13 protein-coding genes are annotated in these 16,373 nt (G+C 52.1%); 6 read left to right on the top strand and 7 right to left on the bottom strand.

From position 1 onward, the window contains the following. Positions 1–1,008, top strand: coding sequence for a PP2C family protein-serine/threonine phosphatase (locus J2I46_RS19335; protein WP_207330701.1), 1,008 nt, complete (start codon positions 1–3; stop codon positions 1,006–1,008). 31 nt (positions 1,009–1,039) lie between these two features. After that, positions 1,040–3,301: a protein kinase domain-containing protein gene (locus tag J2I46_RS19330; protein WP_207330700.1), complete on the top strand. Its 2,262-nt coding sequence runs from the start codon at positions 1,040–1,042 to the stop codon at positions 3,299–3,301. Here J2I46_RS19330 and lpxB read toward each other — a convergent pair whose 3' ends face one another. Continuing rightward, the gene (gene lpxB / locus J2I46_RS19325; protein ID WP_207330699.1) at positions 3,302–4,426 is read right to left on the bottom strand and encodes a lipid-A-disaccharide synthase; all 1,125 of its coding nucleotides are present in this window, start codon (positions 4,424–4,426) and stop codon (positions 3,302–3,304) included. Positions 4,427–4,536: 110 nt separating this feature from the next. Further along, on the bottom strand, positions 4,537–4,953 hold the full coding sequence (locus J2I46_RS19320) for a 6-pyruvoyl trahydropterin synthase family protein (protein WP_207330698.1): 417 nt from the start codon (positions 4,951–4,953) through the stop codon (positions 4,537–4,539). Positions 4,954–5,312: 359 nt separating this feature from the next. On the opposite strand from J2I46_RS19320, the gene rfaD reads away from it, so the two are divergent. Further along, on the top strand, positions 5,313–6,278 hold the full coding sequence (gene rfaD / locus J2I46_RS19315) for an ADP-glyceromanno-heptose 6-epimerase (RefSeq protein ID WP_207330697.1): 966 nt from the start codon (positions 5,313–5,315) through the stop codon (positions 6,276–6,278). A gap of 27 nt (positions 6,279–6,305) precedes the next feature. Here rfaD and J2I46_RS19310 read toward each other — a convergent pair whose 3' ends face one another. Then, complete coding sequence (locus J2I46_RS19310; RefSeq protein WP_310589058.1) at positions 6,306–7,832, bottom strand: S8 family serine peptidase; 1,527 nt, start codon at positions 7,830–7,832, stop codon at positions 6,306–6,308. Positions 7,833–7,971: 139 nt separating this feature from the next. Between J2I46_RS19310 and J2I46_RS19305 the strand changes: the two genes are divergently transcribed. After that, entirely contained in the window at positions 7,972–9,267 is a 1,296-nt protein-coding gene (locus J2I46_RS19305) for an aminopeptidase P N-terminal domain-containing protein (RefSeq protein ID WP_207330696.1), read from the top strand. Positions 9,268–9,355: 88 nt separating this feature from the next. On the opposite strand, the gene J2I46_RS19300 is transcribed toward J2I46_RS19305, so the two are convergent. Beyond that, complete coding sequence (locus tag J2I46_RS19300) at positions 9,356–10,000, bottom strand: TetR/AcrR family transcriptional regulator (protein WP_229379852.1); 645 nt, start codon at positions 9,998–10,000, stop codon at positions 9,356–9,358. 366 nt (positions 10,001–10,366) lie between these two features. Between J2I46_RS19300 and J2I46_RS19295 the strand changes: the two genes are divergently transcribed. Continuing rightward, positions 10,367–11,569 (top strand): saccharopine dehydrogenase family protein, encoded by a 1,203-nt coding sequence (locus J2I46_RS19295; protein WP_207330695.1) that lies wholly within the window; start codon positions 10,367–10,369, stop codon positions 11,567–11,569. A 728-nt stretch (positions 11,570–12,297) separates the two neighbouring features. Here the strand turns inward: J2I46_RS19295 and J2I46_RS19290 are convergent. From J2I46_RS19290 to J2I46_RS19280, 3 genes are read right to left on the bottom strand one after another with little or no spacing between them, the layout of a single operon-like run. Beyond that, positions 12,298–13,080, bottom strand: a complete 783-nt coding sequence (locus tag J2I46_RS19290) for an SDR family NAD(P)-dependent oxidoreductase (RefSeq protein ID WP_207330694.1) — start codon at positions 13,078–13,080, stop codon at positions 12,298–12,300. Between the two features lie 56 nt (positions 13,081–13,136). Then, positions 13,137–13,520, bottom strand: coding sequence for a VOC family protein (locus J2I46_RS19285; protein WP_207330693.1), 384 nt, complete (start codon positions 13,518–13,520; stop codon positions 13,137–13,139). Between the two features lie 33 nt (positions 13,521–13,553). Further along, positions 13,554–15,284 (bottom strand): IlvD/Edd family dehydratase, encoded by a 1,731-nt coding sequence (locus tag J2I46_RS19280; protein WP_207330692.1) that lies wholly within the window; start codon positions 15,282–15,284, stop codon positions 13,554–13,556. Positions 15,285–15,437: 153 nt separating this feature from the next. On the opposite strand from J2I46_RS19280, the gene J2I46_RS19275 reads away from it, so the two are divergent. Beyond that, positions 15,438–16,295 (top strand): glutamate racemase, encoded by an 858-nt coding sequence (locus J2I46_RS19275; protein WP_207331007.1) that lies wholly within the window; start codon positions 15,438–15,440, stop codon positions 16,293–16,295. Positions 16,296–16,373: the final 78 nt, after the last annotated feature.

Genomic DNA, 16,373 nt, shown 5'->3' with positions numbered 1-16,373 from the left:
ATGAATCGAGTGGTATCCATATATCCCCCGGTGGGGTTCACAAGGCAGGGACGCCGAGATAACAACGAAGACTACGTGGTGCCTGCCGTTGGTCGGGCCACACCCGCCGACCGCCTGTTTGTGGTTTGCGATGGCGTGGGAGGCGCACAGCGTGGCGAACTGGCCAGTTTGCTGGCGGGCGAAACAATAGTAGCCTATGCCCGTATGCACCAGCAGGAAGCCGTAGATTCTACGTTTATACGTGCCGCCCTGCTCACCGTAGAAGAAGCATTCGACCGGGCAATAGCCGAAGAGACTGACGCTAATCTGGCCGGCATGTCAACCACCTTGACGCTGCTTTGCCTGCACGACCGTGGCGTTACCATTGCCCACATTGGCGATAGCCGGGTATATCATATTCGTAATGGACAAATTCTGCACCAGACTAACGACCATTCGCTGGTGAACGAGCTGGTGCGGGCAGGTCAGATATCGCCCGACGAAGTGGCCACGCACCCGCGCCGCAACGTTATAACCCGGGCCATTCAGGGAAGCGCTAATCCCACGCAGGCAACCGTTTATGTAACGCAGGATGTAGCTCCCGACGATTATTTCTTTCTCTGTACCGACGGCGTTCTGGAAAGTATTACCAATGACGAGCTCACCCAGACGTTGCTGAGTCACACGCTCACCGACAAGCAGAAAGTAGAAGTAATGCTCGATAACTGTGCGGATCAATCGCGTGATAATTATTCTGGATACCTGATCCGGGTCGCCGAGACTGAACCAATCGAGCCATCACTCCTGTCCGATGATGTAGTTCCGATTGTATTGCCTCAGGTTCAGGCGCAGCTATCGCCACCAGATTTGACCCTTGCGCAATCGCCGGTTCAGGAGCCTGAGCCCGAACCGACTGCCAGTGCTGTGACTGTAGCACCTGATTCGTTTCAGTTTACGATGGATGATGAGGAAGAAGCACGCTGGCGACAGCAGGAAAACCGTACCTGGATTCAGCGTTTATTTTCGTAGCCTATTCATTGGTCGTTGATTTGTCATAACCGTGGAATACCGTAAACAGCAATTTCTCACCTACGACGAATTCACCCGGCAGTTTGCCTGTGACTATGCTATGCCTCTGGCCAGGGGCGGACATGGAGAAATTTATCGGGGCGTTGATCTGGAAACCAACGAAGAAGTCGCTATCAAGCGTCGGTTATACAGCGTTGATGACAATGCCCTGACCCTCGAAAAAGAATACGCCAATACCCAGGCTGTACCCGTTAACCGGTTTGTGGTGCGCTACCTCTACTACGGCCGCTATGCAACTCCGTTTGGTACTTACGAATTTCTGGTCATGCGGTATTACCGTGACGGAAACCTGACCAACACGGCGCTATCGTGGGCGGGGTTGTCGAATCTGCAACAACAGCGGTTCGTCTCTGAATTTCTGCTTGGCCTCTCGCACCTGCATACGCACGGTATTGTACACCGCGACATCAAGCCCGAAAACGTGTTGCTGGTCCGATATAGCGACTCGGAAGGTATTGCCTACCGGCCGGTGATCGTTGACTTCGGAATCAGTAAAATGATGACCGACCACCCCGAAGCAGCGCGGGCTTTTGTGCAGAATAGCATGCGTATCGGCACTGTAACCTACATGGCCCCTGAGCAACTGCGAACCGAAAACATTGATTATAATGCTGATCTGTGGTCATTCGGTATCATTCTGTACGAGTTAATTACGGGTAAACACATGATTGCCCGTAAGTCATTTCCGGAAACGCAGCGTGAAGAGGCCTATGCGTTCTGGCGAATGGCTACTGAAGAACGTTTCCCGGATGACCTGCGAACAGTGCCCCAACCGTATCAGCAACTAATTCGCAAATGTTTGATCGTAAGTCCCGATGAACGGGTGCAGTCGGCGCGGGCATTACTGGATTTGCTTGAATTACAGCCGCGTATCAATGACGCCGAACAGGCATTTCGCCGTCAGAACTGGGAGGCCGTGATCGAGGCGCTGGATCCAGTCGTAGATAAAGCCGACATTCCGGAGCTGACCGCCAGGCTGCAACAAGCCCGAATGCAGGCAGCGCTAATCCAGCCTATCAACCAACTTGTTGAGGAGCCACCGACCAACACCGCCGACAACGTACCTGATCGTGAAGCGGAGGCGGCTACGTTGCCAGACCCTACGGGTACACCTGAACAGCCGGAAAGTAATCCCGAGAGTAAGCCGGTTCCGTATACAGCCCAAACCGAGCTGTTCGATTCGTCTGTTGACCCATTTCTGCCGGGAAAATCGGCTTCAGCCGTGGATGAAAATTCGCCTGCCGATACACCGGATTCGCCGGCCAGATTAGGCAGCGCCCCAATATCGTCAGGTACGTACCCTGAAGCATTCGGCAACGTACCTGGCGCTACACAGCATTTCACTGCCGAGTTCGATCCGTCGATGGAGATCGAAGAGCAGGCTAGCGCTAACGAAACAATTGACGCTGGGCAGCAACCGGAAGCTGAAATCGACCGGGCAATTAGTGAGCCGACCGCCGCAATCGACGATCTCCCAACCCCGGCGTCAGCAATGTCGGCTGTTACAGAGCCTGCCTCTGATTGGGCTGAACCCAAAGCAGCAGCAAACAACGTACCTGATCAAGCTGCTGATCACGCTGCACCAGACGGTGAGCAACATACGGAGGCATTCACACCTGTACACACAGAAGTCGGTAAACACCTGGTAACAAAACCAGCCACTACGAACGTACCTGAACCACCTAAAAATGCACTGGCACCGGCTACCAGCCTGATTGAATCGACGAAGAGTCGGCTGAAAAAAGTGGCTACCCGCTTTGACTCCGACCGGGTCAACAAGCGGGTGGGAGAGGTATATGAAGCGGCGAAGAAATCGAAGAACCGGCCGTTACTGATTGGCGGTGTGGTGGTTATCCTGCTGTTGCTCTTATTTGCCGTTGATACGGAGCCATCTGCCAACGGAAGTGTGGTGCAGCTCGACCCGAACGAATCATACGCCACGTCACTAAAGCGTTTTCAGCAGTATTCCAGAACCTACGAAAAGACAGGCGAATTGAATCCGTACGTATGGGCTTTCGTTCATTGTAATCCCGTGTACGACGATAGCCTGCGAAAGTCGGCAGTACGGCGGGCCGAGTTGATTCGTACGCAGCATGAATTGCTGTTTGGGACGTACTCGGAAGATATTTCCAAGTTGAAACGAATGGAAATGAAAAAAATGTCGAACAACCAGGTAAGCTGGGAAATTCGCCCGCGCAGTTTGTCAGACGAGAACTGCCTGCCTAAAAAATAATCAGCGGGTCATCATTTGGCGTAGCGTGCTGACCATCGCGGCTCCCGTCCGTTCTGATGCGCCCGGTTCGCCCATTCGCTGCTGCAAATCAACGTACCCGGCCAGCACCTCAGCGCGTCGAGCACCGCCCGGAAGTATAGCGCTTAATTCGTCGGCCGTACGCGAAGGCGTGAGATCGTCCTGGATAAGCTCCGTAACTAGCGGGTTGTCGACAATCAGATTTACCAGTGAAATGTAAGGTACCGCAATGACACGGCTGGCAATGGCATAGCTCAGCCACGACGTTCGGTAGCAGACAACCTGCGGTACGTTCAGCAGCGCTGTTTCGAGAGTTGCCGTGCCCGATGTTACCAGGGCGGCCGTTGCGGCGTTCAACAGATCGTAGGCTGCGTCGGCAACGCGTTCAACAGATGCATAATTGGCCAGAAGCCCGTCATACAGTTCATCAGGCAGGTTACTAACGGTTCCTACCACAAACCGGTAGTTCGGGAATTGGCGGGTCGTTTGGAGCATAACGGGCAATATGGCCGTAATCTCCTGTCGGCGGCTACCCGGTAGCAATGCAATCAAGGGCCTGTCGCTCCGATTGAGTTGGGTAACGGCCGCCTCATTAGGCTGGTGATTGGCCAGTGCATCGAGCAGCGGATTGCCAACATACTCGACCTCGTAATTGTACTGATTGAAAAACGTTTTTTCGAACGGAAGAATAACAAAAAGCCTGTCTACATTGGCTTTGATCGCCAGCGCCCGCCGCTGATTCCAGGCCCACACTTTAGGAGAGATATAATAGAATACCCGAATGCCCTGCTTCCTGGCCCATTTGGCCATACGTAGATTGAAACCGGCATAGTCGATCAGCACGAGCACATCAGGCCGGTGAGCCAATACATCCGCCTGGCAGTCGTGCATGTTCCGGCGGATGGTGCCCAGATTCCTGGCTACTTCCCAAAAGCCCATAAACGCCAGATCGCGGTAGTGTTTTACCAGCGTAGCGCCGGCATCCTCCATCTGCTCGCCACCCCAGGCACGCACCTGCGCATCGGTATCGTGCTCCCGGATTGCCCGAATCAGGTTGGCACCGTGCAGATCGCCCGAACGTTCACCAGCAATGAGGTAGTAGGTCATAGGTGAGTCAAGAAGTAGAAAGTAAGAATGAAGCGTGACGCAGCTTACACACGCACTATGCTGCTAGCGGAGCCACGCTTCATTCTTACTTTCTACTTCTTAATTATCGTTTACTCTCCGTAATAATCGACAAAATTCCGCTCTGTTTCGTACAGGCGAATCTGATGGAGCCGTGCTTCTGTCAGCGGAGAAAGTGCCTGATCGAGCAGGCGCCAGATCTCTATCACCAGAATCTCGCAACTGGCCATTTTACCCTGCATGAACGGTACATCCAGATTAATGTTTTTATGATCCAGTTGCTCGATGATCTCCCGTTTAATCACGTCACCCAGCACCTTCAGGTCAATCACAAAACCCGTATCGGGGTCCGGTTCGCCTTTTACCGTGACGATCAGTTCGAAGTTATGGCCGTGCCAGTTATGATTGGCGCAGGGACCAAATACTTCTTTATTGCGCTCCTCAGACCAGTTTGGGTTGAATAACCGGTGGGCAGCGTTGAAATGTTCTTTTCGACTTATGTATACCATTGCATCTGGTTAGTTTTCGGCGGTTACCAGACAACGCCGACTGTTTTACGGGCGCAAAAGTACGCCTTTTTGCCCGATAGCGGTAAAGTACAAACGACGCGAATAGGCATTTGCGCGAAAATTGGAGTCTGCTAATTGATAAAAACGGGTTACGTGAGTGTAATTTGAGCTGGACGACTAACCCATATAAGTATACATTCTGCTGGTCATGTTTCGTTGAGTCTTCTAATAGTACTATTTTTTAAAAGAATACGTTATAGTTTCCTCCTGTTAAAGCCCGTACCTTTACAGTCCAATTTCAGGAATTGTACATTTTATAGTTAGTAGCACATAGGCCAGACGTTTAACAGAAGTTCTCTATGATTATTGTGACGGGGGCTGCCGGTTTTATAGGCAGTTGTTTGATTAATAAGTTAAACGCGGAAAACTTTAATTACATCATCGCTGTCGATGACTTCTCGAACCCCGACAAGAAGGCAAATCTCGATGATAAGCATATCCAGGAATTTGTGGAGCGTGAGCAGTTTTTCAGCTGGCTCGACGCGAATTATCAAGAGGTTGAATTCCTGTTCCACATCGGTGCCCGCACCGACACTACCGAGTTCGACTACGCCGTTTTCGAGCATCTGAACGTAGCCTACTCGAAGAAGATCTGGGAAAAATGCATTGAGTATCAGATTCCCCTTGTCTATGCGTCATCTGCTGCAACCTATGGCCTTGGCGAGTGTGGTTACGATGATAACGAGTCGGTCATTCCCCAATTAAAGCCGCTCAACCCCTACGGAGAATCTAAAAACGAGTTCGATATCTGGGCATTATCGCAGGAACGGAAACCGTTCTTCTGGGCGGGGCTCAAATTTTTTAATGTCTACGGCCCCAACGAATACCACAAAGGGCGAATGGCATCGGTGATCTTTCATGCCTACCACCAGATCTCGAAAACAGACCGGATGAAGCTGTTTCGCTCACACAATCCGGATTTTACGGACGGAGGGCAGATGCGTGACTTTGTGTACGTGAAAGATGTAGTTGATGTGTGCCTGTTTCTGATGCACCACCGCCGTAACTCAGGTATTTATAACCTCGGCAGCGGCACCGCCCGCACCTTCCTCGATCTGGCAAACAGCACCTTCGCTGCCATGCACCGCGATCCGCAGATCGACTTTATTGATACGCCCATCGACATTCGCGACAAGTATCAATATTACACCCAGGCCAACATGGGTAAGCTTCGTTCCATTGGCTACGAACGCCCTTTTCATACGCTGGAACAGGGCATTACCGACTACGTACAGAATTACCTGTTGAAAGGCGCTTACCTGTAACGGTCACGTTTGTTTGGTAGGGCTATTTTATTCCCACATAACCTCGATAACCTGCGTTTTCAGATCGATGGTCGTCTGTTTCACATCTGCAGACCGGCGGAAAGTTATTTTCCCATTACTGACTTTCACAGCCTCCTGGTGAAGCACATGAGTTGCATCTTTCTTGTGAAAGAGGGAGACCAGGGTTTCAGCAGTATCAACTGGTAGCGTAAGCACTTTCCCCGAGGCATTGATTGACCGGGCGGTTTCGGGTAATTCCTGTCCCCGCAAGAGAGCCAGCGCCCGTGAGGCCTGCGGTACGCCATACCCCACGAAATTATTTCCGTACGGATACAGATGTGATGATTTCTCGATCAGTGTACGTACCTGGCGATTGGTTAACTTGGGATTCGCCTGCATCAGACAAGCAGCGAAACCAGTAATGACCGGTGCTGCCAGCGAGGTTCCGTAGAGCGAAAAGCAGGACACGTTCGGTTTCAGATAAGCCAGGGTTTCGGGGCCAATACTGCTATACCCGATGCGGTTCCAGAGCCGCGAATTGGTAGCCCCAACCGCAATAACACCCTCTGCATCGGCGGGCGTGCTAATGATGCGCCAGCTCCGGTCATCACCTTCGTTGCCTGCCGATACGATAATCAGCATGCCCTTTTTGTCGGCAGCCAGTTGAGCCGCCCGGCTGATCAGGCTGGTATGACCGTCCATCTGGGCGGGCTGGTAGTTTTCGCTGGGGTTCGAGAATCCTTTTGCGTAACCAAGCGATGTATTCACCAGACGAACGCCCAGGCTATCGAGCCATTCGATGGCTTGTACCCAATTGTCTTCTTCACCCCGAAATTCGCGGTTTCCAGCGTCGGTACGAGCCAGGTAAAACGTAGCGTCATACCCGAGCCCCAACTGTAGGTTACCCACCGGGTCGTAGCCCGCAATGGCGGCCAGTACTTCCGTACCGTGCATATCTGACATGGTTTCGAGCGTACGGAACAGATTATTCTTTGTGTTTGGCCGGTTTACATAATCACGTACCTGCCGGAAGCCCCCGCGAACGGCAATCGGTTTCAGAACGGCGGCTGAATCGGCCCCGAAGAAACCGGCATCAACCACGCCTACCTGCACAAAACGGCCTGTCAGGTTCTCCGTAGCGAAAGCTGCCGCCTGAATCTGCGACATAACGGGTGCCAATTTGGCCTGCTCTATATGGCCAGTTGAGCGACTGGCGATGGTGATCGACGGGTCAATAGGGCGCACCTCGCGTACAAACGGTAACTGGCTGACCTGGTGGTGTTGCGCGGGCGTTAGCGTGGCTGATACGGCGTTGAACCAGCGTGACCGGCAATTGATCTGAACGCCAAGCTGGGTAAGTTTGTCCAGGTAGGTAGCCGAGACCGGACGATCCGTATCGTCGATGGGCAACTGCAGGCTGCTCCGATTCGCAAGGGCCGATGGAGACAAGGCTGGCTTATCAGTTACCTGCTTATCGGTCAGCAAAATCCAGTAGGTTATCGGCCGGGCCTGTGTTGAGAGGCTAAGCAGAAGGAACAGAAGTAAACTAGATATACGCACAATTTTGTCGAATAGGGTTGCGGTTTTGGGTTGTAAGGCTGTAGTTGCAGCCTGAACGAACCTGGCAACTGACTGTTTCGGTCAGAAATAAGTGCAAGGTTAGTCAATACATCCTAACTGGTAAACTCGTTTTATGCGCTATTTGCCCATCAACAACTCGCTTTTTAGTGAAAATCGTCAGCGATTGGCCCAATTACTGCCAGATAAGGCCATGGCCGTGCTTAACGCCAATGATATTATGCCCACGAATGCCGATGGCTCGATGCCATTTCGGCAAAACAACGACCTTTTCTACCTAACAGGCGTCGATCAGGAAGAGTCGCGGCTGGTTGTATTTCCCCAACACCCTGACCCAAAATTCCGGGAGGTGCTTTTCCTGCGCGAAACCAGCGAGCATATCGAGATATGGGAAGGCCATAAACTGACCAGAGCCGAAGCCGAGCAGGTGTCGGGTATTCCGCAGAAACAGGTGTACTGGATGAGCCAGTTCGAGAGCATTTTCACGCAGATGATTTTCGAAGCCGATCAGGTTTTTCTCAATACCAATGAGCACACCCGCAATGGCCTGTCGGTACAAACTCAGGACGATCGGTATATCGACCAGTTCAAACATACCTATCCGCTGCATAAACTCGGGCGGTTAGCGCCACTGATGCACCAATTACGGGCCATCAAATCGCCGATTGAAGTGGAGCTGTTGCAACGAGCCTGCGACATTACCGATGGCATGTTCAGGCGGTTGCTCAAATTCGTGAAACCAGGCGTTTGGGAATACGAAATTGAAGCAGAGATGATGCATGAGTTTCTGCGCAATCGGTCGCGAGGGGCCGCGTATACGCCCATCATTGCGTCGGGCAAAAATGCGTGTGTGTTACACTACATCGAGAATTCGGCGCAATGCCAGGATGGCGATCTGATCCTGCTCGATCTAGGTGCTGAGTACGCTAATTACAATGCCGATATGACCCGTACGATACCAGTGAACGGCCGGTTTACACCCCGCCAGCGGGCCGTGTATGATGCTGTGCTGCGCGTAATGAAAGCAGCTCAGGCCATGCTGGTAACCGGCAACATCTGGGATGAGTATCACCGCGAAGTGGGGAAAATTATGGAGTCAGAGCTCATAGGTCTGGGGCTGCTTGACCGGAACGAGGTTGCCAAACAAGACCCCGATACGCCGCTCTACAAGAAGTACTTTATGCACGGCACATCGCACTTCCTTGGCCTGGATGTGCACGATGTGGGTAATAAATATCGCCGTTTCGAGCCAGGAATGGTTTTTACCTGCGAACCGGGTATCTACATACGTGAAGAGGGAATCGGTATTCGACTGGAGAATAATATCCTGATAACGGAATCGGGCAATATTGATCTGATGGCCAACATTCCGCTGGAAGCCGATGAAATTGAGGCATTAATGAATGCGTAACCAACAAAAATGGGGAGCGACCTGGCCGGAGCTCCCCATTTTGCTGATCTTATGTGTTGTGTAAGACTTGCTGCTGAATGACCGACTATTATTTAGCAGTCGCCGTCTCCTGAGCTACCAACGCATGGCTTAGGCTGCTAAAAATGCGCCGAACGGCCGTTTCAATGCGTTCCCAACCTTCGTCGGTACTTACGTCGATATCCACTACTTTATTACGATTATCACTGACCAGCGTCAGGTACGTTACCCCGCCCAGCACAATAGCTGTCAGGGCAGTTGGGTCATAAGCAGGAAACGGAGCCAGCTTATCAATTATCTTTTTGTACGACTCGTTGCGGAAAGCAGACAGGCGACGTGCCAGTTCTGTTTCGCCATTTTGCATCTCCCAGCGAATCAACTCCTGAGATGACTTCCGGCTTCTAAATTCGCGGGCCACTTTAATGACATACTCCGACCAAATCTTGCTGCGTTCCTCAAATCCTGGGTTCGACGGAACAGTATCAAGAAACCGTTCATTGAACATCGACAGGAAAAACCCGCGTTGAACATAAGCCTCCAACAGTCCGTTCCAACCACCAAAATACCGATAGATTAATACTTTGTTGACTCCTGCTTTTTCGGCTACGGCGTTGATACCTGCTTTTTTGGTGCCCTTTTCGGCCATTACATCACCCATAGCACGCAGAATGCGCTCCATAGTCATGGCCCGGTTACGTCTTTTTACTTGCTTCATAGTCACTCTGTTTTAGGGATGGTCACTCAATAAAGAACTCGTTTTACAACAAAGCTGTACAAATAGTATCATGTTACCAAGTGGTAACCTTAAAAATTATTTTACTGTAAGTATCACCTTCTTAAATAGTCGTAGATATTAGGCGCACATTAGTAAATATTAGTTGACTGATTATCAACTTTATGCCGGTTTAGTACCCAAATCTGCAACGATTTTTACATTCTATAAATATGACAAACGATTTTGAGCTTTACTAAGATGATTTATCACACGGACATGCTATCATATAAGTTTGTACCCACCCGTATTTTGATGTACGTATCTTTGCACCCAAGTTTTTAAATGAAACACAATCATACGTAGAATATGGCCAATGTGCTGATTATTGGTGCAGGTGGAGTAGGCAGTGTAGTGGCACACAAGTGCGCGATGAATGCAACAGTGTTCACGTCTATCACACTTGCCAGCCGCACCAAATCAAAATGTGATAAGATTGCCGACGAAATCAAGGCAATGCATGGTGTGACAATAGCAACGACTCAGGTCGATGCCGACATCGTTGCCGAGGTAATAGCCCTGATTGAACAGGTTAAGCCTTTTTTGGTGATAAACGTAGCGCTGCCTTATCAGGACCTTCCGATCATGGATGCCTGTCTGGCTACCAAAACCCACTACATGGATACGGCCAATTACGAGCCGAAAGATGTGGCCAAATTTGAGTATAGCTGGCAGTGGGCCTACAAACAGAGCTTTGAAGAGGCGGGTATCATGGCCCTGCTCGGCTGCGGGTTCGACCCCGGCGCTACCCAGGTATTTACGGCCTACGCGGCTAAGCACCAGTTTGATGAGATGCACTACCTGGACATCATCGACTGTAACGCCGGTAACCACGGTAAAGCCTTTGCAACCAATTTTAACCCTGAGATCAACATTCGGGAAATTACGCAGCCGGGTCGGTACTGGGAGGATGGCGAGTGGATCGAGATTCCGGCAATGAGCGTTCATAAGCCAATCGAGTATCCCGAAATTGGTGAGAAAGAGTCGTACGTTCTGTACCACGAAGAACTGGAATCGCTCGTCAAGAACTTCCCCACATTGAAACGGGCCCGTTTCTGGATGACCTTTGGCCAGGCGTATCTGACTCACCTGGAGGTGTTGCAAAATGTAGGCATGACCCGGATTGATGCTGTGAAATTTCAGGGTATGGACGTAATTCCTCTTGAGTTCCTGAAAGCCGTATTGCCTGCGCCAGATTCGCTGGGTGAAAATTATACGGGCCAAACCAGCATTGGCTGCCAGATAAAAGGTATCAAAGACGGGCAGGATAAAACCTATTACATCTGGAATAACTGCGACCATGCCGAAACCTATAAAGAGGTTCGCGGACAGGCGGTTAGTTACACGACAGGCGTTCCAGCCATGATCGGTGCGATGTTACTTGTAACAGGCGTCTGGCTAAAACCCGGTGTCTGGAACTGTGAAGAACTTGATCCAGACCCATTTATCGAGCAAATGAACAAACAGGGGCTACCTGTGCAGGATAAGATTCTGAACGAGGAAATTGTATAAGTAATCCGCAAAAGGAAATACGACAGACATAGTAACGGCGATCGGCTCATCTGGCTGGTCGCCGTTGCTATGTAGGTACGTTAGTGGCTGGTCGCCGCATCAACTGCCTGTTTCATCAGACTATCCACCTCTGCCGACCAGCTAGTGTATCGTTCGGAACCATAAAAATAGGCTGAGCTCGCAGTTGGGTGAGTGAGCGTAATTCCCCGTGAGTATGTGCTTTTCCAGTGGCTGGGTACGTTGACGGTCGCCTAGGCAAACGTAGCCTCATTTATTAGACAAACAGCTCCCTTAGATACTGCAGTAGCCCGGCTAAAGGGGAATTGGTAAACAAAAACCGGGTTTGTCGGCTGGTTAGTTGTCTGAATAATAACCAGATAGTCCGACTGATTAGCTCTGAAGTCTATAAGGGTGCTGCGGTCACTATAGCTATACCAGCCAATGCCAGCCACCAGGACAATGACTTCGGTAATAACCAATGGGCGGTATGGCAGGTAAAGTAGGGCCAACCTATCGAAGCCTATACACAGCAACGTGAAGAGTGCAATGACGGTAAGCGCACTGGCTTGCAATCCGCTGGAATCCCGCGGCATGGCCTTCAGCAAAAAAAAACGCCAACTGCTAGTAGCAAAAGTGCACCGACCACCAGAACAGGGGTAAGTTTAAGCAGTGTGAGATTCATGGTGAATGTGTGGATCGATTACTCGTTAACGTGATTTAGTGCCTGATCAAACCGGCGGTATGCCCACGCTGGTCCAGCCGCCATCGATAGTGAGGGTCTGGCCGGTGATGTGGCTGGCCTGCGGCGAAATCAGAAAAAGAATGGCCGCCGCAATATCGTCGACTGTAGCGGGGCGGCCCATCGGCGTAATGCGCGACCAGATCGGGATATACGTTGGGTCGTCGGTGGTTCGCTCGGTCAGGGTAGCACCGGGGGCAACCGTATTGATCGTGATACCATGCGGCGAAAGATCAATAACCGCCTGCCGGGCCAGCATCTGCAAGCCCGCTTTGGTCATGCTGTAGACGGGTAAACCCGGATGGCCCAGTTGCCCAACAACCGACGACATCAGCAGTAGTCGTCCGGCGCTTCCCTGTGCGTTCCGACCCTGCGCCCGCATCTGGGTAGCCGCTGCCTGAATCAGAAAGAACGTACCCCGCAGGTTCAGATTGACAATCGTTTCAAAGGCTTCGGGTGTTGTGGTGAACAGATCGCCAAAAACGGTGATGCCCGCGTTGGCGATGGCAATATCGAGCCGCCCGAACGTACCCACAGCCCTGTTGACCATTCCGCGAATAAACGCAACGTCAGACGCATCACCGGGGTAGGCCACGCACGATCCGCCAGCCTGGCGAATAGCCTCGGCGGCCTTCTCAGCCAGGGGGGCATCAAAATCGTTGAGCACTATATGGGCACCTTGCCTGGCCAACTGCTGAGCCACTGCAAAACCGATGCCCTGTCCGGCACCGGTAACAATGGCTGTCTGGTTCGTGAATTGTAAATCAGTCATTACTTAAAGAGCGGCCTTTGTAATCAATAGGTTGTGCTGTCGGGGTCCGATGGTATCTAGTTAGAGGCACTTGGCTCCCATAGTTCAATTTTATTGCCTTCGGGGTCCATGATCCAGCCAAACTTGCCATAGTCGTGCTCTTCGATCTCTCCCAGTACCGTAACGCCCTCCTGCCGAAGCAGATCGAGCAGTTCAACCAGGTTCTCGACCTGGAAGTTGAGCATGAATGTCTTTTCCGATGGAGCGAAGTAGGGGCTGTCTGCCGGGAAAGCAGACCACTGCGTAACGCTTTTCTGGTCAGGCGCATCGGCCCTGCGCCACTCGAAGCTGGCGCCGTATTGGTCTGTATTGAACCCGAGGTGTTCGCCGTACCAATCCCGCAGTTGATCGGGTTGATCTGCCTTAAAAAAGATGCCACCAATGCCGGTTACGCGTTTCATACTGTGTTGATCGAGGCTATATGAGGTTGATAATCAATGCGAATCGCGCTTAACAACGCTGCCGGAACTTCCCCGCAGGAAGTCGAAATCGGCTCCTTCGTGCGCCTGCGTTACATGCCTGATGAAGAGGTTAACGTACCCACGTTCGTAGCCAAGCTCGAGCGGTTTAAACTGGGCCAGGCGAAGGGCAAGGTCTTCGTCTGACACGTGCAGATGCAGACTTCGGTTGGGTACGTCTAGCGTGATCAGATCACCATTCTGAACCAGCGCCAGATTACCACCCACCGCCGATTCGGGCGATACGTGTAAGACAACCGTGCCAAAACCGGTGCCGCTCATGCGCCCATCCGAAATGCGGACCATGTCATGCACGCCCTGCGCTAAAATGCTGGCCGGAAGGGTCATGTTGCCTACTTCAGGCATGCCCGGATACCCACGGGGGCCAACGTTTTTCAGCACCAGTACACAACTGGCATCTAGCGGGAACGTACCTGCCGATAATGCAGGATCATCGATGCGTTTTTTGTAATCGTCAATATCTTCAAACACAACCGCCCGGCCCGTATGCTGCATCAGCTCAGGCGTAGCCGCCGACGGCTTGATCACGGCTCCGTTTGGACAGAGATTCCCGCGCAGTACGGCGATGCCTGAGTTTGGTTTGAACGGCTCGTCGAGGGTTGCAATCACCTCAGGGTCGTAACAGCGGGCTTCCGAACAGTTTTCGCCCAGCGTTTTACCGTTCACCGTCAGTGCATCAGCGTGCAGGTGGGGGAGGAGCTCGCGAATCAACGCAGGAAGGCCACCGGCATAAAACAGGTCCTCCACGAAATGTTCGCCCGACGGTTGCAGATTTGCCAGCAGCGGAATCTGTGCCGACAGCCGGTCGAAATCATCCAGCGAAAGATTCACGTCGTCGCCAAACGTACCTAGCCGACCGGCAATGGCCATCAGGTGCAGAATGAAGTTGGTCGATCCACCCAGTGCCGCGTTGATCATGATGGCGTTCTCAAACGCTTTGCGGGTTAGCAGTTTCGACGGTGTCAGCCCTTCGCGGACTAGTTCAACAGCCCGCATTCCGGTCATGTGGGCCAGCACTTTGCGGCGCGAATCGGCGGCGGGAATGGTGGCGTTATCGGGTAGCGACAGGCCCAGGCTTTCAACCATGGCAGCCATGGTACTGGCTGTACCCATCACGGCGCAGTGGCCCTGACTACGGGCCATGCTGGCTTCAGCCGCAATGAACTCGGCCTGGGTCATCTTACCCATTTTATAGTCTTCGGCAAACCGCCAGAGGTCGGACGTACCGATTTTCCGGCCCTGAAAACGACCCGCCAGCATGGGCCCACCCGATACGACCATCGTTGGAATATCGACTGAACAGGCACCCATCACCAGGGAAGGAGTGGTTTTGTCGCAACCGCACATCAGAATAACCCCGTCGATGGAGTTACCCCGAATGCTTTCCTCCACGTCCATGCTCGCCAGATTTCGAAACAGCATGGCGGTAGGCTTGATCTGACATTCGCCCAGCGACATCACCGGGAATTCAAGCGGGAAGCCGCCTGCTTCCCAGACGCCGCGCTTGATCGACTCGGCCAGTTCCCGAAAATGGGCGTTGCAGGGTGTCAGTTCAGACCAGGTATTACAGATGCCGATAACTGGTTTTCCCTCAAACTCGTGATGCGGGAACCCCTGATTTTTCATCCAGGCGCGGTAAATAAAGCCGTCTTTACCGGTCCGGCCAAACCATTCTTGTGAGCGCATTATTTAGTCTGGAAAGTCGTTTTTGAAAAAGTACTAAAGTCTTGAAAGTCGTTTCTTTGTCAGGTAATGCTACCTGATTCGTCTCGGAATTCCTGCATATAAGCTCATTTTTCAGACTTTGTACTCATACCCAAAACGACTTTCAAGACTTTGATTCACCAACCTATCGGCGTTTTCGATTCTGGCTATGGCGGACTAACCGTTCTCCGCGAACTCGTCAGCGTACTACCTGCCTACGACTACCTGTATCTGGGCGACAATGCCCGCACGCCCTACGGAACGCGTTCGTTCGAGACGGTCTACGAGTATACACTGGAATGCGTAACCTACCTGTTTGAGCAGGGTTGCCCGTTAGTGATCGTGGCCTGCAACACGGCGTCGGCCAAGGCGTTACGTAATATCCAGCAGCTCGATCTGCCCGGAATGTATCCTGGCCTTACATCGGGCGAACCTGCGTTGGGTACGTTGCCTACGCGCCGGGTGCTGGGGGTGATCCGCCCAACGGCAGAGATCATTGGGCAGTATACCCAATCGGGGCATGTGGGCATTCTGGCTACGAACGGCACGGTGACTTCGGAATCGTATCTGGTCGAGATCGATAAATTCTTTCCGGAACTAGCCATCACCCAGGAAGCCTGCCCGATGTGGGTACCATTGATCGAAAATGGGGAGTCGGACCATCCGGGTGCCGATTATTTCGTGAAGCAACACATTGACCGGCTGCTCAACCGCGACCCGCACATCGATACCTTGTTGTTGGCCTGTACTCATTACCCGTTGCTTTTACCCAAGCTGCGCGCCATTCTGCCCGATCATATCCAGACAATTAGTCAGGGGCCAATCATAGCGCAAAGCCTGGCCAATTACCTGGCTCGTCACCCCGACATTGCCGATCAGTGTAGCCAACAGGGTAAACGTCAGTTCCTGACCACCGATTCGCCCGCTGAATTCAGCCGCCAGGCCAGTTTGTTCTGGGGTGAGCCGGTGGTGGCTGGCAAGGTTGTTTTCTAAGCAACTCTACCGAATCTAGTTGAGCACTAGACCGCGAACTTGGCTTTGTAGCGAATTTTTTTGACCTTTGCACGTGTT

The organism is Fibrella forsythiae (assembly GCF_017353175.1).
GTDB classification, from domain to species: domain Bacteria; phylum Bacteroidota; class Bacteroidia; order Cytophagales; family Spirosomataceae; genus Fibrella; species Fibrella forsythiae.
The sequence above is the reverse complement of the archived record's forward strand: the minus strand, read 5'-3'. Positions and strand labels throughout refer to the sequence as shown.

What these genes read in the sequence shown, in the direction of transcription:
- J2I46_RS19280 (WP_207330692.1), bottom strand. Translation starts at nt 15,284, where the DNA reads ATGCGCTCACAAGAATGGTTTGGCCGGACCGGTAAAGACGGCTTTATT.
- J2I46_RS19300 (WP_229379852.1), bottom strand. Translation starts at nt 10,000, where the DNA reads ATGAAGCAAGTAAAAAGACGTAACCGGGCCATGACTATGGAGCGCATT.
- J2I46_RS19305 (WP_207330696.1), top strand. Translation starts at nt 7,972, where the DNA reads ATGCGCTATTTGCCCATCAACAACTCGCTTTTTAGTGAAAATCGTCAG.
- rfaD (WP_207330697.1), top strand. Translation starts at nt 5,313, where the DNA reads ATGATTATTGTGACGGGGGCTGCCGGTTTTATAGGCAGTTGTTTGATT.
- J2I46_RS19285 (WP_207330693.1), bottom strand. Translation starts at nt 13,520, where the DNA reads ATGAAACGCGTAACCGGCATTGGTGGCATCTTTTTTAAGGCAGATCAA.
- J2I46_RS19295 (WP_207330695.1), top strand. Translation starts at nt 10,367, where the DNA reads ATGGCCAATGTGCTGATTATTGGTGCAGGTGGAGTAGGCAGTGTAGTG.
- J2I46_RS19335 (WP_207330701.1), top strand. Translation starts at nt 1, where the DNA reads ATGAATCGAGTGGTATCCATATATCCCCCGGTGGGGTTCACAAGGCAG.
- lpxB (WP_207330699.1), bottom strand. Translation starts at nt 4,426, where the DNA reads ATGACCTACTACCTCATTGCTGGTGAACGTTCGGGCGATCTGCACGGT.
- J2I46_RS19320 (WP_207330698.1), bottom strand. Translation starts at nt 4,953, where the DNA reads ATGGTATACATAAGTCGAAAAGAACATTTCAACGCTGCCCACCGGTTA.
- J2I46_RS19290 (WP_207330694.1), bottom strand. Translation starts at nt 13,080, where the DNA reads ATGACTGATTTACAATTCACGAACCAGACAGCCATTGTTACCGGTGCC.